Genomic DNA, 24,279 nt, shown 5'->3' on the forward strand with positions numbered 1-24,279 from the left:
GCCCGCACCGGGTCCGGCGCGGAGTTAGCCGGGTAACCGGTGCGGGATCGGGCAAACCTCCGCGCACGTCCCGGCCCCGGCTCGACGCCTGCCGCATCCGGTGGCGGGGCGGCCAACCGGCGTCCGGAATCCGGTTTGAAGCCCGCCGCCGCGGGCAACCGCGAGCATGCGATTGCGGCGGAGCGAGCTGTCCTCGCCAGGCATCAAGCGGCAGCGCCGGGGCCGCGGCTTCCGGTACCTCGCGCCGGACGGCTCCCCGGTGACCGACGCCGAGGTCCTCGAGCGCATCCGCGAGCTGGTGATCCCGCCCGCGTGGCGCCGGGTGTGGATCTGCCCGCATCCGACCGGGCACATCCAGGCCGTCGGGACCGACGACGCGGGCCGCCGCCAGTACCTGTACCACCCCGAGTGGCGGCGAGCGCGCGACGAGGAGAAACACGACCGGGTGCTCGCACTGGCCGGGGAGCTGCCGAACGTCCGCGCCGCCATCCGGGAGGATCTGCGCCGGCGCCGCCTCGACCGCCGCCGGGTCTCCGCCGCCGCGTTGCGGATGATCGACCGAGGCGTCTTCCGCAGCGGCGGCGAGGAGTACGCGGAAGCCAACGGCTCCCACGGCGCGACCACGCTGCTGCGCGAACACGTGAAAATCAGCGGCGACGAGCTGACCTTCTGCTACCCCGCCAAAAGCGGCCTCGTCCGGTCGCTGAGCATGCGCGACGGCGAACTCGCCGCCGTCCTCAAGTCGCTCCGCCGCTGCCGCACCGGCACCTCGCGCCTGTTCGTCTACCGCGCCGACGACGGCTGGCGCGAACTGCGCGCCAGCGACGTCAACGAGCGGTTCAAGGAACTGGCCGGCGAGGAATTCACGGTCAAGGACCTGCGCACCTGGCACGCGACGGTGCTCGCCGCGGTCTCCCTCGCCGCACGGGAGGCGCCGACGTCCCAGCGCGGCCTGGCGAGGGCCGAGACCGCCGCGATGAAGGAGGTCGCGGAGGAACTGGGCAACACGCCCGCCGTCGCCCGGCGTTCGTACGTCGACCCGCGGGTGCTGCGGGAATTCGAGCGGCGCGGCACGATCCACCGCTCGGTGCGCAAAGCCGACGCTGACGGGCTCGCGGAGGAGCAACTGCGGGAGCGGATCGAGAAGGCAGTGATCCGGCTGTTGCGGCGGGCCTCCCAGTAGGTCTGCGGCAGTCGAGGAACTCCTGCTCCCCCGACGCGGCCAGGCGGCGGTCTTCGGCGCACTCGACCGTCCGACGTGAGGATTTGCCTCTTAAATCATACGCACTACTAATGGTATGTTGCGCTCATGACCGCCCTCCTGGCGGCAGGCTGACCACGTTCGCCCACCCGAAAGGACCCGGCCATGACTCTCGCCGGAAAGACCGTCCTGATGTCCGGCGGCAGCCGCGGCATCGGCCTGGCCATCGCGACCCGCGCGGCGCGGGACGGGGCGAACGTCGTCCTGCTGGCGAAGACCGCGGAACCGCATCCGAAGCTGGAAGGCACCGTCTACACCGCCGCGAAGGAGATCGAGACCGCCGGCGGCCAGGCACTGCCGATCGTCGGCGACGTGCGGTCCGAAGACGACGTGCTCGCCGCGGCCGAAGCGGCGGCGGCGCGGTTCGGCGGCATCGACATCGTCGTGAACAACGCCAGCGCGCTCGACCGGTCCGGCACCGAAGAGCTGTCGATGAAGCGCTACGACCTCATGCAGACCATCAACACCCGAGGCACGTTCCTGCTCAGCAAGGCGGCGATCCCGCAGCTGCGCAAGGCAGCGAATCCGCACATCCTGACGCTGTCGCCGCCGCTGAACCTCTCCCCCGCGTGGATCGGCGCGCACCTGGGCTACACGCTCTCCAAATACGGCATGAGCCTGTGCACCGTGGGTCTCGCGGAGGAACTGAAAGCGGACGGAATCGCCGCGAATTCGCTGTGGCCGCGCACCCTCATCGACACCGCGGCAGTGCGCAACATCATCGGCGGCGCGAGCCAGGCGCGCACCCCGGAGATCATCGCCGACGCCGCGCACGCGATCCTCACCCGGCCCTCCCGCGAATGCACCGGGAACCTCTTCATCGACGACGAGGTGCTCGCCGCCGAAGGCGTGACGGACCTCTCCGGTTATCAGCGCGGCGAAGGCGAACTGGCGCTGGACATTTTCGTCGACCCGGCCTGATCCCGCATCCGGTCGAACTCTCCGGGCAGGGTGGCGCCCTCGTTCATCTTGGCCAGCAGTTTGTGCAGGGACTCGTGGGAGCGCTGCGGAAGGTCGCTGAGCACGTGCCGGTCGAGATCGGCCAGCAGTTCGTTCGCCTTGCGCAGCGTTTTCCGCCCCGCGTCGCTGAGGTCGACGACGTAACGCCGCCGGTCTTCGGGGTCGCGGGCGCGCGCGGCGAGCCCGAGGGTCTCAAGGTCGTCCAGGCTGCTGACCATGGTCGCCGGGTCGATCCGCAGGTAGGCGCCCAGCGACAGCTGCGACATCGGGCCGTTGTCGGCCAGCGCCTGGAGGACGCTGTAGTGCCGCACCCGCAGGCCCAGCTCGTGCAGCCGGTCCTCGGCGAGCCGGAACACGACCTGGCCGAGCTTGACCAGGAGACAGCTCGTGTGCTCGCCGATCCCGCCCGGCACCAGCGGACCTGACATCGTTTCCCCTGCCCATCGTTAGCGGACCGTACGAATCCCGATGATACCGGCCGGGGCGGGAGAAGGGCCGCTTGCCGAGAGGCGGCCGCTCCCCCGGATCGGGGTGCACCGCACCGCCGCGGGCCCGGCACGCGTTAACCTGGCCTCAACCGACAGCGCGAGAACACGGAACCCAGGTGAACCAGACCGGAGCACAGCCACCAGCCGGAACCCAGGCCATCCGCCGGGCGCTCGGCATCCTGCGGCTGCTCATGGACGAGGACGGGGAGCTCACGCTGTCCGCGATCGCCCGCAAACTGGACCTCACGCCGGGCACAACGCACCGGGTGGTGCGCGCGCTGAGCGCCGACGGGCTCGTCGCGCACAACCCCCGCACCGACAGCTACCACCTGGGCCCCGGCTCGATCCTGCTCGGCCAGGCCGCCCAGCGCGTGCACGGCCTTCAGCTCGCGCTGCCGGTCATCCAGCGGATCAACGCGGACACCGGGGAATCGGTCAACATCACGATCCGCGAGGGCAACGAGTCGGTCGTCCTGCTGCGCGCGCAGTCGACGCTCCCGTTGCGGTTCGAGCAGCATCCTGGCGCGCGTTTCCCGTTGTACGCCACGGCTTCCGGCAAGGCGATGCTCGCCAATTCCCTTGATGCGGAGTCCTATCTCGCGAGTCTGCCGGAGCAGTTGCCCGCGCTGACGCCGCACACCCTCGCGACCCGCGACGCCCTCGCGGTGGAGCTGGCCGAGACGCGCGATCGCGGGTACAGCATCGACAACGAGGAAAACGTCGCCGGTGTGCGGTGCGTCGGCGCGGGCGTGCTGGACGACCGGGGGCTGGCCCGGGCGGCGGTGGTGATTCAGGTGCCGACCGTGCGACTGCCCGAGGATCGGGTTGCCGAGCTGGGTGCGCTCGCGATCGATGCCGCCAAGGAGATCGCCCCGTTCCTTCCGCCGGACCGGCTCACTCGCTACTGACGTCAAGCCGGACCACACCTCAGCCGCCACTGACTCCCATGGCGCGAGCGGTGAGCGAAGCGAGGTGCGCGGGCTGGTGCTCGGACAGCTGCCGAATCTGCGTCCGGCAGCTGAATCCGTCCGCGTGCACCACCGTCCCCTCCGGCGCCGCGCGCAGGGCGGGCATCAGCTGGTGCTCCGCGACAGCGACGGAAACGTCGTAGTGCCCCCGCTGGAAGCCGAAATTCCCCGCCAGACCGCAGCAGCCCTCGCGCAACACCTGCGAATGCTCAGACAACCGCCCGAGCAGCTGCGAGTCGGCGTCGTAGCCGAGGTCCGCGTGCTGGTGACAATGCACCTGAGTGAGCACCGGAGCCGCGGACTTCGTCAACGCGGGAAGCTCGCTCTCCCCGACATGCTCCGCGAACGTCCGGACATTGCGCTTCAGCAATGCAGTCCGCGAATCCTCCGGCAGCAGCTCCGACCCGTCCTCCCGCAGGGTCGCGGTACAACTCGGCTCCAGCCCGATCACCGGAATTCCCTGCCGCAGCCACGGGTCCAGCGCGTCCAAAGACCGGCGCAGCACCCGGCGCGCCGCGCCTAGCTGGCCGGTGCTGTGCCAGGTCAGTCCACAACAGACAGTCCGCTCGGGGATGACCACCTCGTGGCCAAGGGCTTCCAGCACCGCGACCGCGTCCCGGCCGACCTGGGGGTCGAAGAAGTTCGTGAAGGTGTCCGGCCACAGCACGACCTTCGACGAGGAACTCGCCCGCTCCCGGCGGCGGAACCACGAAGCGAACGTCGGCGACGCGAGCCGCGGCAATTCGCGTTCGGCGGCGATCCCGCCCAGGCGGTTCAGGACCGGCCGGAGCGGACCGCCGGCCGCGGCGTTGATCGCGCGGGCGAAGGGCGCGCCCAGCCGGAGCCAGCGCGGCAGCGCGCCCATCGTGTAGTGCGACATCGGGCGCATCCGCCGCTCGTAATGGCGGCTGAGGAATTCGGTCCGGTAGGAGGCCATGTCGACGCCGACCGGGCAGTCCGATTTGCACGCCTTGCAGCCGAGGCACAGATCCAGCGCGTCGCGGACTTCGGGCGAACGCCAGCCGTCCTCGATGACGTCGCCGGCCAGCATTTCGAACAGCAGGCGAGCCCGGCCGCGGGTCGAGTGTTCCTCCTTGCCGGTCGCGCGGTAGCTCGGGCACATCATCCCGCCGGACGCGGACACGCACTTGCCCACGCCCACGCATCGCCGGGACGCCGCGGCCAGGTCGCCGTCGTCGGCGTGCAGGGCGAGCCGGGCCCGGGTCGGCAGGATCGGCGGGGCGATGACCGTGCGCAGGTCGGCGTCCAGCGGCGCGGGATCGACGACCCGGCCGGGGTTCATGCCGTTCGACGGGTCGAAGGCGGCTTTGAAATCGGCGAAGGCCTGCATGAGCCTCGGCGGGAACATCAGCGGCAGGAGTTCGGCTCGCGCTTGGCCGTCGCCGTGTTCGCCGGACAGCGAGCCGCCGTGGGACACGACGAGTTCCGCGGCCTCGACCATGAACGATCGATACGCTTCCTTCGCTTCCGGCGCGGCCATCGGGAAGTCGATCCGCACGTGGAGACAGCCGTCGCCGAAGTGGCCGTAGACCACGCCTTTCCGGCCGTGCTTGTCCAGCAGCAGGTCGAATTCGCGCAGGTACGCGCCGAGCCGGTCCGGCGGGACCGCGGAGTCTTCCCAGCCGGACCACGCCTCGGAGCCGTCGGCCAGCCGAGTCGCGAGGCCCGCGCCTTCTTCCCGGATCCGCCAGAGTTTCCGCTGGGCGACGGGATCTTGCACGACGAGCGAAGTGGCGCCGACCTGCGGGGCGCGGGCAGCGACTCGTTGGGCGACGGCGAAAGCCTCGGCCGCGTTGTCGCCGCCGGTTTCCAGGTACAGCCACGCCGTTCCGTCCGGCAGCGTGCTGCGGTCGCCGGGTTTCCGGGCGTCGAGAGCGGCGACCAAACCGGCCTCGATGCCTTCCATGGTCAGCACCGGGAGGTCGAGCAGGGCGGGAACCGCGTCGGCGGCGGCGATGCTGTTCTCGAAACCCAGCACGGCGAGGGCGCGCATAGCCGGGATCGGGGCCAGGCTGACGACCGCGCTCAGCATGGTCGCGCAGGTCCCCTCGGAGCCGACCAGGGCCTTGGCGACGTCGAAACCGTTCTCCGGCAACAGGTATTCGAGGTTGTATCCGGAAACCCGCCGCGGCAGTTTCGGGTAGCCGAGGCGGATGTCGGCCAGGTATTCGTCGCGCAGGTCCCGCAGGCGGCGGTACAGCTCGCCGACGGAATCCTCGCGGGCGCAGAACTCCTCCAGCTCAGCCGGTGAAGTCGGGCCGACCTCGAGCCGGGTTCCGTCGAGCAGGGCGATTTCCAGCGCGCGGACGTTGTCGACCGTCTTGCCCCACGCCACGGAATGCGAACCGCAGGCGTTGTTGCCGATCATGCCGCCGATCGTGCAGCGGCTGTGCGTCGAGGGGTCCGGGCCGAAGGTGAGCCCGTGCTCGGCGGCCCGTTCGCGCAGCCGGTCCAGCACGAGGCCGGGTTCGACGCGCGCGGTGCGGGCGGCGGGGTCGATGTCCAGCACGCGGTTGAGATGCCGGGTGAAGTCCAGGATGACCGCGCGGTTCGCGGCCTGCCCGCCGATGCTGGTCGCCGCGCCGCGCGGGAGGACGGGCGCGCCGTGGTCCGCGCACACCTTCAGCGCCGCCACCACGTCGTCCGCGCTGCGCGGCCGCACCACGAGCAGCGGGACGTGCCGGTAGTTCGACGCGTCGGTGGAGTGGGTGGCGAGCGTGGCCGGGTCGCCGGCGACTTCGCCGGACACCGCCCGCGCGAGTGCTTCCTGCAGTGCCGAATGCGAACGGGCTCGGGCCGGCATGGGCGTCTCCTGGGAAATCGGGGGTTCACAGCGCCGCGGTCGCCGGGCTACCGTGAAGGCTCACCACATAGTGGATATAGCTTCCACATGTTGTCAACATCGACGTGAGGAGTGGTCTCCTTGACCGACATGCCCCGCAACGAAAGCGTCTTCACCTGGGCGGCGCCCCCGTTGAAGTTCGGCGCCGGCGCGCTCGACGAACTGGGCGCGGAGGTGGCCGCGCGGCAGGCCAAGTCGTGCCTGATCCTCACCGACCCCGGCGTCCGCGGCACCGGCATCCCGGACCGGGCGCTCGACTCGATCCGCGCGGCCGGGGTGAAGAGCGAGATCTTCGACGGCGTCGGCGTCGAACCGACCGACGCGAGCATCGACGAGGCCGTCGCCTACGCCCGCCAGCAGGAATGGGACTGCTTCGTCGCGATCGGCGGCGGTTCGGCGATCGACACCGCCAAGGCGGTCAACCTGCTGACCACCCACCCCGGCGAACTGCTCGACTTCGTGACTCCGCCGATCGGCGCGGGCAAGGCCCCGTGGCTGCCGCTGAAGCCGCTGATCGCCGTGCCGACCACCGCGGGAACCGGGTCCGAATCGACCACGATCTGCGTCGTCGACCTGCTCGGCCTCCACCTCAAGGCCGGAGTGAGCCACCCGTCGCTGCGCCCGTCGCTGGCGGTCGTCGACCCGCGCACGACGATCAGCCTCCCGTCGGCGGTGACCGCGGCCAGCGGCATGGACGTCCTGTCGCACGCGCTGGAGAGCTACACCAGCGTCGCGTTCGACGCGAAGCCCGCGCCGGAAGACCCGATGAAGCGGCCGGCGTTCTGCGGCTCCAACCCGATCAGCGACGTCTGGTGCGAGATGGCGCTGACGTTGGTGGGCAAGCATTTGCGCGCCGCTGTCCTCAATGGACGCGACCTGACCGCGCGCACCCAGATGGCGCTCGCGTCGACCTACGCCGGGACCGGTTTCGGCAACGCCGGCACGCACCTGCCGCACGCGAACGCGTACCCGATCGCCGGTGCGGTGAAGCAGTACCGCGCCGAGGGCTACCCGGAGATGCCGATGGTCCCGCACGGCCAGGCCGTGTCCGCGACCGCCGCCGAGGTGTTCCGCTGGACCTATCCCGCGGCGCCCGAACGGCATCTGCACGCCGCGCACCTGCTGTCCGGCGGCCAGACCTTCACCGCCGCCGACGGCGCCGACGCGCTCCCCCACGTGCTCACGGAGCTGATGGCCGACATCCAGATGCCGAAGGGGCTGCACGCGTTCGGGTACGGCGACGAGGACATCGACACCCTCGTCGACGGCACCCTCAAGCAGACCCGCCAGCTGGCTGTCGTGCCCCGTCCGGTCACCCGGACCGCGCTCGAAGACATCTTCCGCCGCTCGCTCTGACCACCGGGAGTTATCAATGGCGACAACTCCGGAGAAGAGCACCGACGTCCGCCTGGTCGTCGCGTCCAGCGTGTTCGGCACGACCGTCGAGTGGTACGACTTCTTCCTCTACGGCACCGCCGCAGGCCTCGTCTTCAACAAACTGTATTTCCCCGGCTCCGATCCCCTGGTCGGCACCGTGCTGGCCTTCGCGACCTTCGCGCTCGGCTTCCTCGCCCGCCCGATCGGCGGGTTCGTCTTCGGCCACCTCGGCGACCGGGTGGGGCGCAAGAAGATCCTCGTGGCGACCATGCTCATCATGGGCACCGCGACCTGTCTCATCGGGCTGCTGCCCGACTACCGGATGATCGGCCCGGCCGCCCCGATCATCCTGGTCGTCCTCCGGCTGGCCCAAGGCGTCGCCGTCGGCGGCGAATGGGGCGGCGCGGTGCTGATGGCCACCGAGTACGCCCCGGCCGGGAAACGCGGTCTCTACGGCAGTTTCCCGCAGATCGGGCTGGCCATCGGGCTCACCCTGGGCACCGGCGTGCTGGCGCTGCTGAACGCGGTCACCAGCGACGAGGCGTTCCTGTTGTGGGGCTGGCGGATCGGCTTCCTGCTGTCCGCCGTGCTGGTGGTGGCGGGCCTGCTGATCCGGGTCAAGGTGATGGAAACCCCGGCCTTCCGCACCATGGCGGCCGAGGAGGGCACCGCGACCGTGCCCGCCGTCGAACTGGTCCGCGACCGGCTCTCCCGGCGGCATCTGCTGCTCGGCATGGGCAGCCGGTTCACCGAGGGCGTGGCGTTCAACGCGTGGGCGGTCTTCGTGATCTCCTACGGCAGCGGGACGCTCAAGCTGGACCGGCAGCCGCTGCTGGTCGGCGTGATGATCGCGGCCGCGGTGATGGTGGTGTTCATCCCGGTGTTCGGCAGAGTGTCCGACCGGCTGGGCAGGCGGCGGACCTTCACGACCGGAGCCGTGACGACCCTGGTGCTGGCGATCCCGGCGCTGGCGGCCCTGCACAGCGGCAATCCGGTGCTGATCACGCTCTCGCTGATCGCGGTGCTGGGCATCAGCTACCCGGTGATGTACGGCCCGCAGGCGGCGTTCTACGCCGAGCTGTTCCCGATTTCGCGGCGATGCACCGGGATTTCGGTCGTCTACCAGCTTTCCGGCGTCGTGGCTTCGGGGCTTACCCCGCTGATCCTGGCGTATCTCGCCGGGAAGACCGGGACGACCGGCATCCTGGTCTACCTCGCGGCGACGACCGTGGTGAGCGTGGTCTGCACGCTGGCGATCCGGCAGAGCGACCTGTTCGAGGACGACGAGCGGGTTTCCGCGCCGGCCAAGGAGGTACCCCGGCTCACCTGAGCGGCGGGGGTCGTGAGCGGCGTTGCCGGTTCTGGCCGGCAACGCCGCTCACGACCCGATCGCCTCGATAACCCGCTCCCGATCTTGCGGCCGGAGGTAGAGGTAATGCCCCGCCTCCGCCAGAACCTCCACCTCCGCCTGCGGAACCAACCGCCGGAGATTCGCGGCTGCCGCCACGGGATCGTGGACGACGCTGCGCCCGCCGAACAACGCCAGCACCGGCGTCCGAATCCCGCGGAGGGCGTCGTCAGGCGGACAGTCTTGGAGCGGGATCCGCGCCCGGTAGGCACGGATCCCGGCGACGACCACCTGCGCGGCGGGCTGGTCGAACACGTCCTTTCCTGCGGACCAGGCAACGAAGCGCCGCCAATCGCGGTCGCGGTTCAGCACCAACGCCGCGAGAGCGCGTCGTTGCGTGGCGGCGGAGAACTTGGCGCTGACCGTCGTCGGGTCGAGCAGGCAGATCCCGGCGAGCCGATCCGGGGCGTGAATCGCCTGGTTGACCGCGTGCCAACCACCGGTCGAGCCGCCGACGAGGCGGACCTCGTCCAGTCCGAGCCCGGCCAGGACGTCGTCGAGACCGAGGGCGCGGTCGCGGATGCCGGCGAACGGCCTGGTCTGCACGCTGCGACCGGCCTCGCCGAGGGTGTCGAGGGCGTAGACCGGGCCGTCCAGCCCCGGGATGAGCGGCGCGTAACACACGGCGGTCGCCATCAGGCCCGGCAGGAGCACGAGGGGGCGCGCACCGGCGCCGAAGCGGTAGACGCGAGTGGTCCCGTGGCGGCACGCGACGTCGAGGACCTCATCGGGCTGAGGGCATTCCCGCAACGCCTTCTCGTAGACCGTGAAATAGCGTTGCTGCGCCTCGGGATTCTTGAACCGGCCGATCTTCTTCATGGCCAGGGACGCTATTTCGCGAACGTCCGGCCGGTCTTGGACGAAAGTAAGATGGCGGCATGGCAGAGTGGTCGCTCGTCGTCCCGCGCCGGGACATCACGGCCTCCCGAGGACTGCATGTCTTCGGAAGTCCCCGGGTCCCCGGCGTCCTGGACTACGCGGGCCACGACTTCCCGCCGTCCGCCGAACTGCCTTGGCGAGTAACGCCTTTGGGCGCGATCACCATGATCCTGGACTTCGCGGCGCCTGCTCGGACGCTGCCGTTGTCGCCGGTCTTGGGCTTGCGAGACCGGCCCCTGCTCGTCTCGCAAGCCGGACCCGCGAAAGGGATCACGGTCGCGCTGACTCCGCCCGCCGCGCACGCGTTGTTCGGAGTGCCGCTGCGCCTGCTGGCGAACGCGACCGTGTCCGCCACCGATCTCCTCGGCCGCGACGCCGTCCTGCTCGCCGAGCAACTCGCGTCCGCACCCGACTGGACCGCGCGCTTCGCCCTGCTCGACGGCTTCCTGCTCCCCCGCGTCCGGTCCGGCCCCGCCTTGGCCCGCCCGGTGCACGCCGCGTGGCACCGGCTTGCGTCCGCGCCAGTCCGGGTCGACGCGGTGGCCGCCGAGATCGGCTGGTCACGGCAGCATCTGACGGTCCGCTTCCGCGAACAGATCGGCCTCTCGCCCCGGACCGTCGGCCGGATCGCCCGCCTGCACCGCGCGGTGTCCCGGCTCCCGGCGGCGCGGTCCTGGGCCGAATTGGCACTCAACTGCGGATATGCCGATCAATCCCACCTGAACCGCGATTTTCGCAGCCTTACCGGATGCACACTTACGGAATACGTCAGCGAGTCGCAGTGGCAGCCTCGGTGAGCTGCTCCCGCAAGGTGCTCAGCGTCCGGGCCAGCAGCCGCGAAACCTGCATCTGCGACAGCCCGACCCGACCGGCGATCTGGCTCTGCGTCATGTTCGAGAAGAACCGCATGACGACGATCGCGCGCTCCCGCTCCGGCAGGCTCCGCAGCAGCGGCTTGAGCGTCTCCCGGTCCTCGAGCTTCTCGATTTCCGGGTCCTCGTCGCCGAGGGTGTCGGCCAGCGCGAGCGAGCCGGTCTCGTCGTGGGCCGGGTAGTCGATGGACGCGGCCTGGTAGGCGTTCCCGGCGTGCAGGGCTTCGGTCACCTCGTCCAGGTCGAGGTCGAGATGGTCGGCGAGTTCGCGCGCGGTGGGCGCGCGGCCGATGCGCTGGCCCAGGTCGGTGGCGGCCTGGCCGATCGTCACGTGGAGTTCCTTGAGCCGCCGCGGGACGCGGACCGACCAGGTGTGGTCGCGGAAGTAGCGGCGGACCTCGCCCATCACGGTCGGGACTGCGAAGGCGACGAAATCCGTCTGCCGCGCCGGATCGTAGCGGTCGACGGCGTTGATGAGGCCGATCCGCGCCACCTGCAAGAGGTCCTCGGACGGCTGGCCGCGCCGGGCGAAGCGGCGCGCGATGTGCTCGGCCAGCGGAAGGTGCTCCTCGATGAGGCGGCGGCGCAGCCGCGAGTGCTCGTCGGTGTCCTCGGCGAGGTGGCTGATCTCCTCGAACAGCACCGCGCAGTGGCGGTAGTCGTCGCGCCGGGTGCGGGTCATGGTCGCCGCGGTCATGTAAATCCTCCTGACAGCCGAAGGGAACGTGACTCGTGTAGTGCCATGGAGCGCATCGCGTTGCCGACGCTAATCATCCTTAGTGGACAGTGCCCGGCGTCGCAAGGCGAGCGCGCGGCGGATCCGCGTGCTGGCCGGGGCGACAGGCAGCCGGAGTGTCATGGCCGGGTGGTACCCGCCCGAGGACAGGATCAATCGGCCGGCCACCCGAATGGGGGCTCAAGTCACATCGCGCAGACGCAGCAGAGTGTCGAGTTCGGCGGAACTGCCGACGGAACGCAGGACGGGCGGCGCGAGCTGCCCGATGCGGTGATCGCCGCGCGCAATGCGGTGACGAACCGGAGGAGCTGCGCGGGCGGCGGAACGACGGTGGCGCCGCCGAAATAGCGGAGAACGATGAGATCTTCACCGGAATGCGTTTCGACCGCGGTCGACCATCCGTGGACCTCGTCCCACAGCAACGCGACATCCCGCCCGGGGCAACCCGGCAGATGACCGTCGAGAGCGACGTACGCCGACACCGGCGGGCCTGGGTCGAGAGCGCAGAACTCCGGACCGACCCCGAGCGCCCGCGCGACCTCGGCGAGATAGCCCCGCAGCGGGGCGAGGACGGCGTGCGGATTGCCGGGCGGGACGTGCGGCGTCGCGATCACGGGCGCCTTTCCGGCGGAAGGATCAGCTTCCGGGCCGCCAGCGCCCGCGCACCGAACGGCGGTCGGCGCGGCTGAGCACGCCCGAGGTGTCGCGCGTCCAGTGGCCGCCGCGGGAATCGGTGAAGGACAGGCCGGGCACGGCGGCCGCGGAGTACAGGTCGTCCACCGGCATGGCGTCCTCGCCGAACGGCAGTGCCCGGACGGCAGTGGCGCCGGGCGGGATGATCGCGAACCGCGCACAGTGCGGCTCCTCCTCGTCCGGGCGGCTGACCTCCAGCGAACAGTCGAACACCGGTGCGTCGCCGCTGTTGTGCGCGCAGACGACGTAGTCCTCGTCCCGGTCGTGCCGGGCGCCCTCGTCGAGCCACGCGGAGACCGACTGCGCCTGCTGCTCCTGCCGGACTTCCGCCTGGTCTTTCCGGTTGAGCAGCATGATCCACACATACGAGGCGAACCCCAGCAGCGAGCCCGCGCTCCCGATCGCCGACACCCACGTCGCGGCAAGTTGTGATCCCATTTCCGGCGGGGTTCCCCGATCCGGCCGCGGCCAAACCCGGCCCGGCAGAGGTTTAGACCTCCGCCGGCCGGGGCAGCAATAACCCGCCCCCGGACTTTCGTTGCCGCGGGGACGCCGGCGATGCCGAGACATCGCCGGCTTTTCTGCTGTCCACAGTGGACTTCCGGGGGCTCAGACCTTCAGCCAGGACGGTCGAGCGCCCTTGCGCAGCGTGCGCCACTCGTCGGCGAACCTGCCCTGGAGCATCTTCGCCGCAGCCTCGTCCCGGCCGTAGAGAAGACCGAAGGTGAACGTGTTCTGGTTCTCGCTGAAACCGTCGATCGCGAAATGCCGCAGCGCCGCACGGTCGACGACGCTGTCCTGATGCTTGCCCAGTGTCTGCTGCACCGCCTTCACGTGCTTGCGCCACGCGCGCAGCTTCTTGCCGAACGCTGGCCGGACGGCGTCGGCGGCATAACGTGCGCGCTTGGCCTTCTTCCGGACGTTGTGCAGTGCCTTCTCCAGTTCAACGCCACTGAGCCCTTCCGTCGCCGCAGTGGCCCGGCAGAGTTTGCGCGCGGTCTTGCGCAGGGGTTTGCGCAGCGCTTTCTTGCCTGCCGGACGCATCGTGTCGAGAAGGGCGGCGATCGACCGCAACAGGGCCGCGTATCGGTTGCTGGACAACGCTTCCGTCGCGCGGGCCAATTCAGTGCGGGAGGTGCGGGCGAAGTCGCGGGTCAGGTATTGGCGCAGGGGACCGAAAACCAGCTCCGGCGAGACCTCGTCGAGGCAGGCTTCGAGGCGCGCTTGGCTGACCTCGGCGTCCCGCGCGGGGGCGAGTTCGGCGCCCAGCCACTTCAGCTCCGCCGTGACCGCATCGGCTTTCTTCCGGCCCACCAGAGACGCGAACGTCTGGAGCGCGCTCCGCAGCTTCCGCGCCGCGACCCGGAGCTGGTGCACTGAATCGTCTTCCCCGACGCGGAAACCCAAGTCAGCGCGACGCAATCGCTCGAATTGCGCGCGCAGATACGCAGGCAGCACCTCGTTCGAGCCCCGCTTGTTTTCGGCGGCGTCTCCCATCAGCCGCTGCAGTTTCGACGGCCACCAAGCGTTCTCCGCCCCGCGCTTGCGCAAGGTGCGGTCAAGGCGGTCGAGCAGCTCAGGTCCCGCCTCGACGTCCAGTTCGCGCCACCGGTCCAGCCGCACCGCCGGTCCCCCAAGGAATTCTCCGGTGACGTGGTCGTCCGCGAGCGTCGCCAGCGTTCGGCCGGACGCGTCGGTCAGGCGGTGCGTGAACCGGTCGGTCCGCAGCTGCGCGACGGGGCGCAGCTTGCGGTCCAATGTGTATGCACGGAGCAGCGTTGCGATTTGAGCGGGCGCCTTCGGGCTGTCACCGAGCGGAAATCGCAGCTCCTGGCTGGGCAATTTCAGGGACCACCCGGTGCCGCTGTTTCTTCGCAGCGCGATCCCGGCTCTGGTCAGCCGGAAATCCTTGGTGTCGTAGTAAACGGTCTCGAGCGTCCGCTCGGCCGGAGCTTCCTGTGTGACTCCCTCGCCCGCCAGCCGCGGCACGCGGGCTTTCAAGCTCAGCTCGTACTTGCGGCCGGACTCTGCGCTTCGCATTCCCCGCTCCTTCAGTCGTTTTCGGCGGCGCCGGCGACGCCTTCGGCGATCGCGGGCACCAGGCCCTCGTCGAAGACGCTCGGCACGATGTGTTCTCGGTCGAGGTCGTCGCCGACCGTCGCGGCCAGCGCGTGCGAGGCCGCGAGCAACATCCGTGCGGTCACCCTCGGAGCGCCGGAGTCGAGCAGCCCGCGGAACATCCCCGGGAAGACGAGGACGTTGTTGATCTGGTTGGGCAGGTCGCTGCGTCCGGTCGCGACGATCTCCGCGTGCTCGTGCGCGGCGTCCGGATCGACCTCCGGATCCGGGTTGGCCAGCGCGAACACGATCGCCCGGTCGGCCATCCGCGCCAGGTCGCCGCCCTTGAGCAGACCGCCGACGCTCACGCCGACGAAGACGTCCGCGTCGTGCAAGGCGTCTTGAATACTTCCCTGGACGGCGTCGCCGCGGTTGGTGTTCTCCGCCAGCCACTGCTTCTCGCCGGTCAGGTCGCGCTCGCCGTGCAGAGTGCCTTTGCTGTCGCAGACTACGATCCGCTCCGCGCTGAAGTCGGCCTTCAGCAGCAGCCGGGCGATCGCGGACCCAGCCGCGCCCGCACCGGAGATCACCACCGACGTGGCTGCCGGCGTGCGGTCGGTCAGCTTCAGCGCGTTGTGCAGAGCGGCCAGCACGGCTACCGCGGTGCCGTGCTGGTCGTCGTGAAAGACCGGCACGTCCAGCTCGTCGTGCAGCTGCCGCTCGACGGTGAAGCACCGAGGCGCGGCGATGTCCTCCAGGTTGATCGCGCCGAAGGACGTCGCGAGGTCCTTCGCGGTGCGCACCAGGTCTTCCGGCTCGCGGCTGACCGGGCAGATCGGCCAGGCGTCGACGTCGGCGAACCGCTTCAGCAACGCCGCTTTGCCCTCCATCACCGGCAGCGCGGCGGCCGGGCCCTGGTCGCCGAGCCCGAGCAGCGCGGAACCGTCGGAGACGATCGCGACGGAGTTGCCGCGCACGGTTTCCCGCGCCAGCACCGACGGATCCTCGGCGACGCGCTCGGCCAGCTCGGCGACGCCGGGCGTGTAGTGCTCGGCGAGGTCGTCGGCGTCGTCGAGCCGCACTCGGGTGGTGACTTGGATCTTTCCGCGACTGCTCATGCGAGCCGGATACCCGGCCGCGCCGCGGCGGAATCGTGCTCAGCCGGAGCTCCGCCCGCTGCCCCTCTCCCCTCCGCTGACGGGCAGATGTCCGTGAGGGGAACCCGGAGAACCCCAATGCCACATTGGGTGCGTCGCAGATACGGTCCGGTGAGCATCAACCGAGTGTTTCGGCCAGGTCGGCGTCCTGTGCGGCGGTCAGCCGGGCGACGCGGCTCAAGGTCCCGGCGTGGGGACTCAGAGTCGCTCACGGCTCGCTGCCGCGGTGCCCACACCCGGCGCCGGCGTGCTCAGTCCAGCACGAGCGCCGCGTCCGGTTCGGTCACCCGGAAACTGAAGCTTTCCTCCAGGTACAGCGTGAGCGTCTCGGCGTCGTGGTGGCGGTAGCCGACCGAGAGGTCCTGGCCGAGCTCCAGCACGAAGTCCCCGCCGGACAGGCTCAGCACGACCGCACCGGTCAGCCCCGGCGTGCGCTTCACCCGGCCGCCGCCCAACGCCCGGCGGAGGTGGTCGAGCACGAGAAGACCGCCGTGTTCGGTGCTCTCCACAATGGAGGTGTAGCCGCCGGGGTTGATCGCGAGCGCGTACGGTCCTTCGATTCCGTTGCACCGCAATGTATTCACCGCGTTGGCCACGATATGCGGATAGCGTTCCGGATCGCTGCCGAGGGTCCCGTGGTCGTACGGGCTCGCCTCGGCGATCCCGGTGATCCCGGCGTCCGGCCAGCCGTGGAACACCGCGCGGTTCTCCAGCAGGCCCACCTGGGCGGCGGCCTGGTCGAGGTCGTCGAACTCCAGGTCGTCGGCGCCGCGCTCGGCGTCCTCGAGCTCCTTGCGCTGGACGGTGAACGGCACCCGCACCTCCACCAGCGGCAACACCCGGCGCTGCTGCGCGAGGGTTTCGCGCTCCCGGGCGGCTTCAGGCGGATCGACCCGCCGGGTCCGGCCGAGCGGCGTGGCCGAGTGCGTCCAGCCGTGCGGGCCTTCGACGTCGACCATCTTGCGCGCCGCCAGATGCGTCCCCAGCCGCTCCCGCGCCTCGTCGTCGATCTGCTTCCAGCCCTCGGCCGGGATCGGCGCGAGGTCGCGCATCAGGTGGTTCATCATTCTCCCTTCAGGCTGCCGATCCCCAGCGATCCGTCGCCCGACGAGCTTTTCCCGGCTTTCCGCTCCTGCTCCTCGACGTAACGCTCCGGGTCGACGTCCCCGGTGTCGATGCCCTTCCCGCCCTCGTGCTCGGCCTTGAACTCGAGGAATTTCCGGCCGAGTTCCTCGCGCAGGCCCGGATCGGCGTGCTTGCGGAAGTCGGCGAGCGCGTCGTCCTCCTCCTCGGCCATGTGCTCGCTGTTGGCGGTGCGGGCCTGCCGGACCGCCGCGTGCCAGGCCGCGCTGCCCGCCGGATGCCTGCGGGCTTCGGCGACGGCGTCGCGGATGTCGTTGTGGTCGCCGACCGCGTCGAGCGTCTCGTCCTCGGCGTCCGTGCCGCGCTGGATCAGCTCGGGGTAGAAGACCGCCTCCTCGGCCGCGGCATGCAGGTCCAGCAGGTCCGCGAGCGGTTCCCACGCCCGCGCCAGCTCGTCCGGGCCGTCGAGGTCGTCGAGGTCGGCGAACGCCCGCCGGAACCGCTCGTGATCGTCGAGGATCAAGCTGGTGATGTCCGTCATGGCCCTCGACGTTAGCTCTCCCGGCGGCGGCGCGCTCGTCGTGTTTGCGCGAGGCTGCTTGCGGGTAAAGAGATCCGATGGTCGCGCGTCAGGAACCGGGAGCCGAACCGCCGGACACCGTCAGCCTCGACAAGCTCCGCCGAGCCGCTGGCGATTGCCGCGGCTGCGGGCTTTACCGCGACGCCACGGCGACGGTTTTCGGCGCCGGGGCCGAGCGTGCGGACATCTTCGCTCTCGGAGAGCAGCCCGGCGACCAGGAGGACCGGCGAGGCGAACCGTTCGTCGGCCCGGCCGGGCGCCTGCTCGACAAGGCGCTCGGCGACGCGGGCCTCGACCGCGGTTCCCTCTACCTGACCAACGCGGTCAAGCACTTCAAGTTCAAGCTCCGCGGCAAACGCCGGATCCACGAAAAACCGGCGCGCTCCGAGGTCGTCGCGTGCCGTCCGTGGCTGGTGGCCGAACTTCGGGCGGTACAGCCCCGTCTCGTGCTGTTGCTGGGCGCGACGGCGGCGCAATCGGTGTACGGCAGCAGTTTCCGGCTCACCCGGCATCGCGGCGAACCGCTGGATCCGCCGGAAGAGTTCGCCGGCCTGTTCGCCTCGGCAGTCGCCACCGTGCACCCGTCCGCCGTGCTGCGCGCGCCCGACCGCGACACCGCGTACGACGAGTTCGTCGCCGACCTGCGCGGCCTCTGACGTTTGCCCGTCCCGGCAAGGGGAATCCGGCCGCCATGAAAGCAGTGACCTGGCACGGCAAGCGGGACGTGCGAGTCGAGGCCGTCCCGGACCCGAAAATCGAGGAGCCGACCGACGCGGTCGTGCGGGTGACCTCGACCGGCATTTGCGGTTCCGACCTGCACCTGTACGAGGTCCTTGGCCCGTTCATGACCGAGGGCGACATCCTCGGCCACGAGCCGATGGGGATCGTCGAGGAAGTGGGCAGCGGCGTGAGTTCGCTGAAACCCGGCGACCGGGTGGTGGTGCCGTTCAACATTTCCTGCGGACACTGCTGGATGTGCGAGCGCGGGCTGCAATCGCAGTGCGAGACCACCCAGGTCAAGGACCAGGACAAGGGCGCGGCGCTGTTCGGCTACACGAAGCTCTACGGCCAGGTGCCCGGCGGACAGGCCGAGTACCTCCGGGTCCCGCAGGCGCAGTACGGGCCGATCAAGGTGCCCGACGGCCCGCCGGACGAACGGTTCGTCTACCTGTCCGATGTGGTCCCGACGGCGTGGCAGGCCGTGGAATACGCGGACATCCCCGACGGCGGCTCGGTCGTGGTCTTCGGTCTCGGCCCGATCGGCCAGATGGCGGCCAGGGTCGCGCAGCACCAGGGCGCGGGCGAGGTGATCGGCGTCGACCTCGTGCCGGAACGGCTGGCGCGGGCCCGCGCACACGGCGCGACGACGCTGGACCTGCGCGACCACCGGCAGATCGGCGACGCGATCCGCGACCTCACCGGCGGCCGCGGCGCCGATTCGGTGATCGACGCGGTCGGCATGGAAGCACACGGCGCGCCGATCGGGAAGCTCGCGCACAACCTGGTCGCGCTGCTGCCGCAGCCGCTCGGCGCGAAGATCACCGAGAAGGCCGGAATCGACCGGCTGAGCGTGCTGTACGCGGCCATCGACAGCGTCCGGCGCGGCGGCACGATCTCGCTGTCCGGCGTGTACGGCGGGATGGCCGACCCCATCCCGATGATGGAAGTGTTCGACAAGCAGATCCGGCTGCACACCGGACAGGCGAACGTCCGCCGGTGGATCGACGACGTGCTGCCGGTGCTCACCGCGGACGGGGATCCGCTCGGCGTCGAAGGCTTCGCGACGCACAAGCTTCCGCTGGCCGACGCGCCGCGCGCCTACGAGATGTTCCAGAAGAAACTCGACGGGGTGCAGAAAATCCTGCTCGAGCCGACGGCGTAGCCAGCGGTCCGTGAAGGACTCCTTGAGGGAATCAGCTTCCCTCAAGGGGCCCTTCACGGACCGCTTCGCGTTGCGCGAGCCGTTCCCGCTGCGGAACCACGACGTACTTCGGGTCCTTCGCGGACTCCACTCCGGCCGCATACACGCCGAACCGCGTGCACAATCCGGAGGCGAGATAAGCCGCCCCGGCAGCAACGCCCGCCGCGCGGTTCTTCCTTGCTGCCAACGACAAAGCCGCTCCCGCCGCGGTCAGCGCCTTGGCCGCCTTCAGCAATCGTCCGGCCCGCCCGGTCCGGTAAGGCTCCGAAGCCAGCCCCAGCCCGGTCTCCAGGTGATGCTCGGCAGCCAGCTCCGCCGCGGCACCAGCTAGCCCAGCCCGCACCGCGGGACCGTTTTCCTTCCGCGGCACCGCGAGCAGCGCGATCCCCGCCCCGCTGGTCAGCGCGCTGCCCGCGAACAGCACCGGCAGCGTGCCGTGCGCCTCGTGCCACGACGGCGTCGCCGTGTCGGCCAGCAGCACCGCCGTGTACGTGCACATCGCCGGGCCCAGTACGCCCGCGCCCGCCCCGGCCAACCGGCCCAGCCGCGGGAAACGTCCGGTCAGCGTGGAAAACGCCGCCCCCGCGGCGAGACCGGAGAACGGCGACAGGATCCACGACCCCACCGACAACGGCGAAGTCGGCTTGAGCACGCGCAGCATGTTCAGGAACCGCGCCGGCTTGCCGAGGTCGTGGATCAGCGCGACGACGCTGGCGATCGATCCGCCGGAAGCCGCCAGCCGGCCGGCCTTGGCCAGTTCCGGGCGTCCGGTCGCGTCCGCGAGGGCGGCCAGCGACGCCGACGCGCCGGCCGCGCCGCCGAGGAACAGGTACAGCGGGACGTCCGGCTGCTTCCAGGCGGGCTCTTTGAGGATCGGCCTGCCGTAATAAGACCGGAATTCGGCGGGCTCGACCATCGCCCGTTCGCGGCGGGGGCTCATCGGCGCCGTCCCAGGAACGACACGACCAGCGCCGCGGCCACCCCGGCCGCGGTCGTCGCGGCGCGCTTCCACATCCGCGGCAGGTCGCGGGTCGTCACGACCGGGTCCGGCGGGAAGCCGTAGACCTCGGGTTCGTCCAGCAGCAGGAAGAACGCGCCGTCGCCGCCGACCCCGTCGCCGGGATCGTGCCCGTAGAGCCGCGCCTCCGGCACGCCGTCGTCGTGCAGCGCCGACACGCGCGCGGCGGCGCGTTCGCGGAGTTCGTCCAGCTCGCCGAACTGGATGGAATCGGTCGGGCAAGCCTTGGCACACGCGGGTTCCATCCCCGCGCCGAGCCGGTCGTAACAAAGGGTGCACTTGAACGCACGGCCGTCGCTCTCGCGCTTCTCGATGACCCCGTACGGGCAAGCCGGAACGCAGTAGCCGCAGCCGTTGCAGATGTCCTGCTGCACCACGACCGTGTCGAATTCGGTGCGGAACAGCGCGCCGGTCGGGCAGACGTCGAGGCAGGCGGCGTGCGTGCAGTGCTTGCAGACGTCGCTGGACATCAGCCAGCGCACGCCTGCTTCTTCCGGCTGCTGCTGCTCCGGCGCTCCGACCGTCGGCATCCCCAGGTCGACCGCGGGCTGTTCGATGAACGCCACGTGCCGCCAGGTGTTCGAGCCGAGGTCGCCGGTGTTGTCGTAGGACAGCCCGAGCAGGTCCGGCGCGCTTTCGGCCTCCGGGACGCCGTTCCACTCCTTGCACGCGACCTCGCACGCCTTGCACCCGATGCACACCGACGTGTCGGTGAAAAAGCCCATCCGGGGCTGGGCGCCGTACTCAGCCATTGGCTCGCCTCCGGTACTCCGCCACGAACTCCAGCAGCGCCGGCCCGCGCGGCCGCCGTCCGGGACGGATGTCGCAGGTGGCCGCTTTGGCCTCCTGGATGTGCACGTTCGGGTCCAGCACGATCGACAGCAGGTCGTTGGCCGCGTCGCCGCGGGACAGTCCGTTCGGGCCCCAGTGGTAGGGCAGCCCGACCTGATGGACGGTGCGGCCGCGCACCTTGAGCGGTTTGACGCGGTCGGTGACCAGCACGCGGGCCTCGATCGCCGTCCGCGCCGACACGACAGTGGCCCAGCCGAGGTGCACCAGCCCGCGTTCGGCGGCCAGCGCGGGCGAGATCTCGCAGAAGAACTCCGGCTGCAGTTCGGACAGGTACGGCAGCGTCCGGCTCATCCCGCCCGCCGTGTGGTGCTCGGTGAGCCGGTAGGTGGTGAACACGTACGGGTAGACCTCGCTGCGCGCCGGGTTGTACTGGTTCACCGGGCTGTCCAGCGTCTGCCGCACCGGCGAGGACTGCTGGCCGTAGAGGGCGTTGCCGACCGGGCTTTCGAACGGCTCGTAATGCGTGGGCAGCGGACCGTCGGCCAGCCCGGCGGGGACGTACAGCCAGGCTTTGCCGTCGGTCTGCATGATGAACGGGTCGCGGCCGCTCAGCGCGTCCTGCGCCTTCGCCCCGTCCGGCGGCTGGTAATCGGGTGGCTTGGCGGCCTCGAAGTCCGGCACGTCCGGGCCGGTCCACTTGGACTCCTTCGCGTCCCAGCGGATCAGCTTTTTGCGTTCGCTCCACGGATTCCCGTCCGGGTCCGCCGAGGCGCGGTTGTACAGGATCCGCCGGTTCGCCGGCCATGCCCAGGCCCAGCCGTTCGCGATCCAGTCCTGTTCGGAGCCGGGCTGCCGGTTCGCGGCGTGGTTGTGGCCGTCGGCGCGGACGCCGCAGTAGATCCAGCAGCCGCACGACGTCGAGCCGTCGTCCTTGAGCTGGGTGTAGGACGAGAGCGGACCGCTCGGGCCGTGGCCGTTGATCTCCGCGAGCACGGACTCCGCGCTCGGGTCGTCCGTCGGGCCCTCGGTCGGATAGCTCCAGGCCAGGTCGCGCAGCGGGGCGTCGCGCTCGTCGCTGCCGACGCGCTCCCGGATCAGCCTGCCCAGGTGGTAGTAGAACCACAGGTCGCTGCGGGCGTCGCCGGGCGGTTCGACCGCTTTGTGGTGCCATTGCAGCAGCCGCTGGGTGTTGGTGAAGCTGCCGTCCTTTTCGGTGTGCGCGGCGGCGGGCAGGAAGAAGACCTCGGTGCCGATCTCCTCGGATTTCAGCTCGCCGGTCTCGATCTCCGGGCCGTTCTTCCAGAACGTCGCGCTTTCGATCAGCTGCAGGTCGCGGACCACCAGCCAGTCGAGATTGGCCAGCCCGAGCCGCTGGAACTTGCCGTTCGCCGAGCCGACCGCCGGGTTCTCGCCGACCAGGAAGTACCCCTTGCACTCCCCCGCGATCTGTTTCTGGACCGTCGCGTACGTCCCGTGGTCGCCGGTCAGCCGGGGCAGGTAGTCGAAGCGGAAGTCGTTGTGCGGCTGGGCGGCCTCGCCCCAGTACGCCTTGAGCAGGCTGACCGTGTACGAGCGCATGTTGCCCCAGAACCCGGTCTTGCCGGCGTCGGCCTCGACGAAGCTGTCGAGGTCGAGGTGCTGGTGCGCGTGCGGCATCGGGATGTAGCCGGGCAGCAGGTTGAACAGCGTCGGGATGTCGGTCGAGCCCTGGATGCTGGCGTGCCCGCGCAGCGCGAGAATGCCGCCGCCCGGACGGCCGATGTTGCCCAGCAGCGTCTGGAGGATCGAGGCGGTGCGGATGTACTGCGCGCCGACCGTGTGGTGCGTCCAGCCGACCGAGTACACCCAGGCGGTGGTGCGGTCGCGACCGGAGTTCGCGGTGATCGCCTCGGCGATTTCGGTGAACTGCTCGACCGGCAGGCCGCAGATGTCGGCGACCGCCTCGGGCGTGTAGCGCGAGAAATGCCGTTTGAGGACTTGGTAAACGCAGCGCGGATGCCGCAGCGTCTCGTCCGTCCTCGGCTTGTTTTCGATCGCCGCGCCGCCGCTGCCGTAGGACTCGGCGCGCGCGGAGCTCTGGTGTTTCTCGCCGCCGTGGTGGCCGCCCGGCTGCCCCGGGTCGCGGTGGCCGGCCGCCGGGGCCGCCTCGGCGTCCTCGTACGCCCAGGTCGAGTTGTCGTACTGGCGTTTCTCCGCGTCGAAGCCGGAGAACAGGCCGTCGAGGTCCTCGGTGTCGGCGAACTCCTCGGTCAGGATCGCGGCCGCGTTCGTGTAGGCCACGACGTACTCGCGGAAGTCCAGTTCGTTCTGCAGGACGTAGTTGATCAGCCCGCCGAGGAACGCGATGTCCGAACCCGCCCGCACCGAGGCGTGGACGTGCGCGACCGCGCTCGTGCGGGTGAACCGCGGGTCGACGTGGATGATCTTCGCGCCGCGGGCCTTCGCCTCCATCACCCACTGGAACCCGACCGGATGGCATTCGGCCATGTTCGAGCCCTGGACGACGATGCAGTCGGCGTTGGCGAGGTCTTGCTGGAACGTCGTGGCGCCTCCACGACCGAAGGAGGTCCCCAGACCGGGAACCGTGGCGGAGTGTCAAATACGGGCCTGATTTTCGATCTGTATCGCGCCGAGCGCGGTGTACAGCTTCTTCATCAGGTAGTTCTCTTCGTTGTCCAGCGTCGCGCCGCCGAGGCTCGCGAACCCGAGCGTGCGGTTGAGCCTGCGGCCCTGGTCGTCGGTGTCCTGCCACGTTTCGGCGCGCGTTGCGAGCACGCGGTCGGCGATCATGTCCATCGCCTGGTCGAGGGATAGCTTTTCCCAGTCGGTGCCGTACGGCCGCCGGTAGAGCACTTCGGTGACGCGGCTCGGGCTGGTCACGAGCTGTTTGCTGGCCGAGCCCTTCGGGCACAGCCTGCCGCGGGAGATCGGCGAATCCGGGTCGCCCTCGATCTGGGTGACCGCACCGTCCTTGACGTACACCTTCTGCCCGCAGCCGACCGCGCAATACGGACAGATGGAACGGACTACCTTGTCGGCGTCCTCGGTGCGGGCGTGCCATTTTTCCGAACCGGCGGATTTCGCCGCCGAGGCGCGCGCGGTGCGGTCGGGACCGGCCAGCTGCCGGTACACCGGCCAGCCTTCGATCCACTGCCGCATGCCCAC

At 70.3% G+C, this 24,279-nt stretch carries 21 protein-coding genes; 8 read left to right on the forward strand and 13 right to left on the reverse strand.

The genetic code is table 11. The features are described 5' to 3' along the window. The first annotated feature begins 166 nt into the window (after positions 1-166). Both H4281_RS23710 and H4281_RS23715 read left to right on the forward strand, forming a co-directional pair. Positions 167-1,183 (forward strand): DNA topoisomerase IB, encoded by a 1,017-nt coding sequence (locus H4281_RS23710; RefSeq protein WP_182893125.1) that lies wholly within the window; start codon positions 167-169, stop codon positions 1,181-1,183. Positions 1,184-1,366: 183 nt separating this feature from the next. Further along, a complete protein-coding gene (locus tag H4281_RS23715; protein ID WP_182893126.1) occupies positions 1,367-2,182 on the forward strand; it encodes an SDR family oxidoreductase in 816 nt (271 codons plus the stop codon). On the opposite strand, the gene H4281_RS23720 is transcribed toward H4281_RS23715, so the two are convergent. After that, positions 2,131-2,649 (reverse strand): MarR family winged helix-turn-helix transcriptional regulator, encoded by a 519-nt coding sequence (locus H4281_RS23720; protein WP_182893127.1) that lies wholly within the window; start codon positions 2,647-2,649, stop codon positions 2,131-2,133. The two genes, H4281_RS23715 and H4281_RS23720, sit on opposite strands and share 52 nt — an antisense overlap. 176 nt (positions 2,650-2,825) lie before the next feature. Here H4281_RS23720 and H4281_RS23725 point away from each other — a divergent pair, with 176 nt between their 5' ends. Next, the gene (locus H4281_RS23725) at positions 2,826-3,617 is read left to right on the forward strand and encodes an IclR family transcriptional regulator (protein WP_182893128.1); all 792 of its coding nucleotides are present in this window, start codon (positions 2,826-2,828) and stop codon (positions 3,615-3,617) included. Between the two features lie 19 nt (positions 3,618-3,636). On the opposite strand, the gene H4281_RS23730 is transcribed toward H4281_RS23725, so the two are convergent. Beyond that, the gene (locus tag H4281_RS23730; protein ID WP_182893129.1) at positions 3,637-6,501 is read right to left on the reverse strand and encodes an FAD-binding and (Fe-S)-binding domain-containing protein; all 2,865 of its coding nucleotides are present in this window, start codon (positions 6,499-6,501) and stop codon (positions 3,637-3,639) included. Between the two features lie 129 nt (positions 6,502-6,630). Here H4281_RS23730 and H4281_RS23735 point away from each other — a divergent pair, with 129 nt between their 5' ends. Continuing rightward, a complete protein-coding gene (locus H4281_RS23735; RefSeq protein ID WP_182893477.1) occupies positions 6,631-7,896 on the forward strand; it encodes a hydroxyacid-oxoacid transhydrogenase in 1,266 nt (421 codons plus the stop codon). Positions 7,897-7,912: 16 nt separating this feature from the next. Beyond that, the gene (locus H4281_RS23740) at positions 7,913-9,247 is read left to right on the forward strand and encodes an MFS transporter (RefSeq protein WP_182893130.1); all 1,335 of its coding nucleotides are present in this window, start codon (positions 7,913-7,915) and stop codon (positions 9,245-9,247) included. Positions 9,248-9,295: 48 nt separating this feature from the next. Here the strand turns inward: H4281_RS23740 and H4281_RS23745 are convergent, their stop codons facing one another. Beyond that, the gene (locus H4281_RS23745; RefSeq protein WP_182893131.1) at positions 9,296-10,144 is read right to left on the reverse strand and encodes an alpha/beta fold hydrolase; all 849 of its coding nucleotides are present in this window, start codon (positions 10,142-10,144) and stop codon (positions 9,296-9,298) included. 59 nt (positions 10,145-10,203) lie between these two features. On the opposite strand from H4281_RS23745, the gene H4281_RS23750 reads away from it, so the two are divergent. Continuing rightward, entirely contained in the window at positions 10,204-11,001 is a 798-nt protein-coding gene (locus H4281_RS23750) for a helix-turn-helix domain-containing protein (RefSeq protein ID WP_182893132.1), read from the forward strand. Here the strand turns inward: H4281_RS23750 and H4281_RS23755 are convergent. From H4281_RS23755 to H4281_RS23785, 7 genes are all read right to left on the reverse strand, one after another. Beyond that, complete coding sequence (locus tag H4281_RS23755) at positions 10,973-11,773, reverse strand: SigB/SigF/SigG family RNA polymerase sigma factor (protein WP_182893133.1); 801 nt, start codon at positions 11,771-11,773, stop codon at positions 10,973-10,975. The two genes, H4281_RS23750 and H4281_RS23755, sit on opposite strands and share 29 nt — an antisense overlap. Before the next feature lie 224 nt (positions 11,774-11,997). Next, positions 11,998-12,426 carry a DUF6292 family protein gene (locus H4281_RS23760; protein ID WP_237600436.1) on the reverse strand — a complete coding sequence of 143 codons (429 nt, stop codon included), beginning with the start codon at positions 12,424-12,426 and terminating at the stop codon, positions 11,998-12,000. 22 nt (positions 12,427-12,448) lie between these two features. Beyond that, positions 12,449-12,943, reverse strand: coding sequence for a hypothetical protein (locus H4281_RS23765; protein ID WP_182893134.1), 495 nt, complete (start codon positions 12,941-12,943; stop codon positions 12,449-12,451). A 171-nt stretch (positions 12,944-13,114) separates the two neighbouring features. Beyond that, complete coding sequence (locus H4281_RS23770) at positions 13,115-14,545, reverse strand: CYTH and CHAD domain-containing protein (protein WP_182893135.1); 1,431 nt, start codon at positions 14,543-14,545, stop codon at positions 13,115-13,117. A gap of 11 nt (positions 14,546-14,556) precedes the next feature. After that, positions 14,557-15,681 carry an NAD(P)-dependent malic enzyme gene (locus H4281_RS23775; protein WP_182893136.1) on the reverse strand — a complete coding sequence of 375 codons (1,125 nt, stop codon included), beginning with the start codon at positions 15,679-15,681 and terminating at the stop codon, positions 14,557-14,559. A 290-nt stretch (positions 15,682-15,971) separates the two neighbouring features. After that, on the reverse strand, positions 15,972-16,784 hold the full coding sequence (locus H4281_RS23780; protein ID WP_182893137.1) for a family 1 encapsulin nanocompartment shell protein: 813 nt from the start codon (positions 16,782-16,784) through the stop codon (positions 15,972-15,974). After that, positions 16,784-17,344: a hemerythrin domain-containing protein gene (locus H4281_RS23785; protein ID WP_182893138.1), complete on the reverse strand. Its 561-nt coding sequence runs from the start codon at positions 17,342-17,344 to the stop codon at positions 16,784-16,786. Before H4281_RS23785 ends, H4281_RS23780 begins: the two co-directional genes overlap by 1 nt. A 77-nt stretch (positions 17,345-17,421) precedes the next feature. On the opposite strand from H4281_RS23785, the gene H4281_RS23790 reads away from it, so the two are divergent. Together H4281_RS23790 and H4281_RS23795 are read left to right on the forward strand one after the other, a co-directional pair. Beyond that, on the forward strand, positions 17,422-18,039 hold the full coding sequence (locus tag H4281_RS23790; protein ID WP_182893139.1) for a UdgX family uracil-DNA binding protein: 618 nt from the start codon (positions 17,422-17,424) through the stop codon (positions 18,037-18,039). Between the two features lie 35 nt (positions 18,040-18,074). Beyond that, positions 18,075-19,265 carry a zinc-dependent alcohol dehydrogenase gene (locus H4281_RS23795; RefSeq protein WP_182893140.1) on the forward strand — a complete coding sequence of 397 codons (1,191 nt, stop codon included), beginning with the start codon at positions 18,075-18,077 and terminating at the stop codon, positions 19,263-19,265. 31 nt (positions 19,266-19,296) lie between these two features. On the opposite strand, the gene nrfD is transcribed toward H4281_RS23795, so the two are convergent. From nrfD to fdh, 3 genes are read right to left on the reverse strand one after another with little or no spacing between them, the layout of a single operon-like run. Beyond that, the gene (gene nrfD, locus H4281_RS23800) at positions 19,297-20,244 is read right to left on the reverse strand and encodes an NrfD/PsrC family molybdoenzyme membrane anchor subunit (protein ID WP_182893141.1); all 948 of its coding nucleotides are present in this window, start codon (positions 20,242-20,244) and stop codon (positions 19,297-19,299) included. Further along, a complete protein-coding gene (locus H4281_RS23805; RefSeq protein WP_182893142.1) occupies positions 20,241-21,074 on the reverse strand; it encodes a 4Fe-4S dicluster domain-containing protein in 834 nt (277 codons plus the stop codon). Before H4281_RS23805 ends, nrfD begins: the two co-directional genes overlap by 4 nt. After that, positions 21,067-24,279 carry a formate dehydrogenase gene (gene fdh / locus H4281_RS23810; protein ID WP_182893143.1) on the reverse strand — a complete coding sequence of 1,071 codons (3,213 nt, stop codon included), beginning with the start codon at positions 24,277-24,279 and terminating at the stop codon, positions 21,067-21,069. Before fdh ends, H4281_RS23805 begins: the two co-directional genes overlap by 8 nt.

Origin of the sequence: Amycolatopsis dendrobii (genome assembly GCF_014145675.1) — a bacterium.
GTDB classification, from domain to species: Bacteria; Actinomycetota; Actinomycetes; order Mycobacteriales; family Pseudonocardiaceae; genus Amycolatopsis; species Amycolatopsis dendrobii.

Excerpts from the sequence above, each read along its gene's own strand:
- H4281_RS23795 (WP_182893140.1), top strand. The coding sequence starts at position 18,075 with ATGAAAGCAGTGACCTGGCACGGCAAGCGGGACGTGCGAGTCGAGGCC.
- H4281_RS23750 (WP_182893132.1), top strand. The coding sequence starts at position 10,204 with ATGGCAGAGTGGTCGCTCGTCGTCCCGCGCCGGGACATCACGGCCTCC.
- H4281_RS23735 (WP_182893477.1), top strand. The coding sequence starts at position 6,631 with ATGCCCCGCAACGAAAGCGTCTTCACCTGGGCGGCGCCCCCGTTGAAG.
- H4281_RS23755 (WP_182893133.1), bottom strand. The coding sequence starts at position 11,773 with ATGACCGCGGCGACCATGACCCGCACCCGGCGCGACGACTACCGCCAC.
- H4281_RS23720 (WP_182893127.1), bottom strand. The coding sequence starts at position 2,649 with ATGTCAGGTCCGCTGGTGCCGGGCGGGATCGGCGAGCACACGAGCTGT.
- H4281_RS23770 (WP_182893135.1), bottom strand. The coding sequence starts at position 14,545 with ATGCGAAGCGCAGAGTCCGGCCGCAAGTACGAGCTGAGCTTGAAAGCC.
- H4281_RS23805 (WP_182893142.1), bottom strand. The coding sequence starts at position 21,074 with ATGGCTGAGTACGGCGCCCAGCCCCGGATGGGCTTTTTCACCGACACG.
- H4281_RS23785 (WP_182893138.1), bottom strand. The coding sequence starts at position 17,344 with ATGACGGACATCACCAGCTTGATCCTCGACGATCACGAGCGGTTCCGG.
- H4281_RS23710 (WP_182893125.1), top strand. The coding sequence starts at position 167 with ATGCGATTGCGGCGGAGCGAGCTGTCCTCGCCAGGCATCAAGCGGCAG.
- H4281_RS23745 (WP_182893131.1), bottom strand. The coding sequence starts at position 10,144 with ATGAAGAAGATCGGCCGGTTCAAGAATCCCGAGGCGCAGCAACGCTAT.
- H4281_RS23790 (WP_182893139.1), top strand. The coding sequence starts at position 17,422 with ATGGTCGCGCGTCAGGAACCGGGAGCCGAACCGCCGGACACCGTCAGC.
- nrfD (WP_182893141.1), bottom strand. The coding sequence starts at position 20,244 with ATGAGCCCCCGCCGCGAACGGGCGATGGTCGAGCCCGCCGAATTCCGG.
- H4281_RS23765 (WP_182893134.1), bottom strand. The coding sequence starts at position 12,943 with ATGGGATCACAACTTGCCGCGACGTGGGTGTCGGCGATCGGGAGCGCG.
- H4281_RS23730 (WP_182893129.1), bottom strand. The coding sequence starts at position 6,501 with ATGCCGGCCCGAGCCCGTTCGCATTCGGCACTGCAGGAAGCACTCGCG.
- H4281_RS23780 (WP_182893137.1), bottom strand. The coding sequence starts at position 16,784 with ATGAACCACCTGATGCGCGACCTCGCGCCGATCCCGGCCGAGGGCTGG.
- H4281_RS23775 (WP_182893136.1), bottom strand. The coding sequence starts at position 15,681 with ATGAGCAGTCGCGGAAAGATCCAAGTCACCACCCGAGTGCGGCTCGAC.
- H4281_RS23715 (WP_182893126.1), top strand. The coding sequence starts at position 1,367 with ATGACTCTCGCCGGAAAGACCGTCCTGATGTCCGGCGGCAGCCGCGGC.
- H4281_RS23740 (WP_182893130.1), top strand. The coding sequence starts at position 7,913 with ATGGCGACAACTCCGGAGAAGAGCACCGACGTCCGCCTGGTCGTCGCG.